This window comes from Halorubrum sp. Atlit-26R (assembly GCF_003666015.1).
Lineage (GTDB): Archaea > Halobacteriota > Halobacteria > Halobacteriales > Haloferacaceae > Halorubrum.
The window spans coordinates 1-730 of sequence record NZ_QPLT01000211.1; the positions used below are offsets into that span (position 1 = coordinate 1).

At 51.4% G+C, this 730-nt stretch carries 1 pseudogene; it reads left to right on the forward strand.

Annotated elements, in window-relative coordinates:
- Positions 1 to 659: pseudogene (locus tag DVK07_RS22950) on the forward strand (transposase); the annotation flags it as partial.
- Positions 660 to 730 lie beyond the last annotated feature (71 nt).

Genomic DNA, 730 nt, shown 5'->3' on the forward strand with positions numbered 1-730 from the left:
TGGAGGGGACTGCTGCGAATGACGGTGCAGATGTGTACGGTGATGCGCTCGCGGAGGAGAAGGATATCCATCCGGATGATCCGTTCTATGTAGATGGGATGCGCGGGGAGACGCTGCTGAATGCGATTCACCAGCTCACAGTTGAGGGGATTACCACAATGGTGAACAACGCCGCACACCGGATCCTATCCCGTATTAAGCCGAAAGCAGAGTTCCCGGACCCAGTGTTCTTGGCAATCGACATGACGTACATCGCGTACTATGGTGACCGTGATGAACTCGATTGGGTGCAAGGAACACCCGATCATATCGACTACGATTGGTGTCACCAGTTTGCTACGGCTACACTAGTCGGTGAGGGTGTCCACATGGTTGTTGGGACGCTCCCCGTTGGGAACCCGGAGTACACTCCGAATGATGCATACCCAGGGTCGAAAGAGAAATCATACATCGTAGGTGACGTTGTTCGGAAACTCCTGTCAATAACGAACCGCCACGTCTCTCCCAAGTGCGTCTATGCTGATCGGGAGTTTGCTACTGGGGACGTGATTTGCGCGTTCGAGGAGAACAACAGTCGATACTTGATGCCAGTTCCCCATAATGACCGGACAAAACGATGGGTGAAGCGAAACGTCGATATGGAACGTGGTATCCTATAGTAGATACTAGAAATAATTACTCACTTTTGGAATTGAGAGTTGATCAAGAGCACTGTCGATCGCTGTTGAGA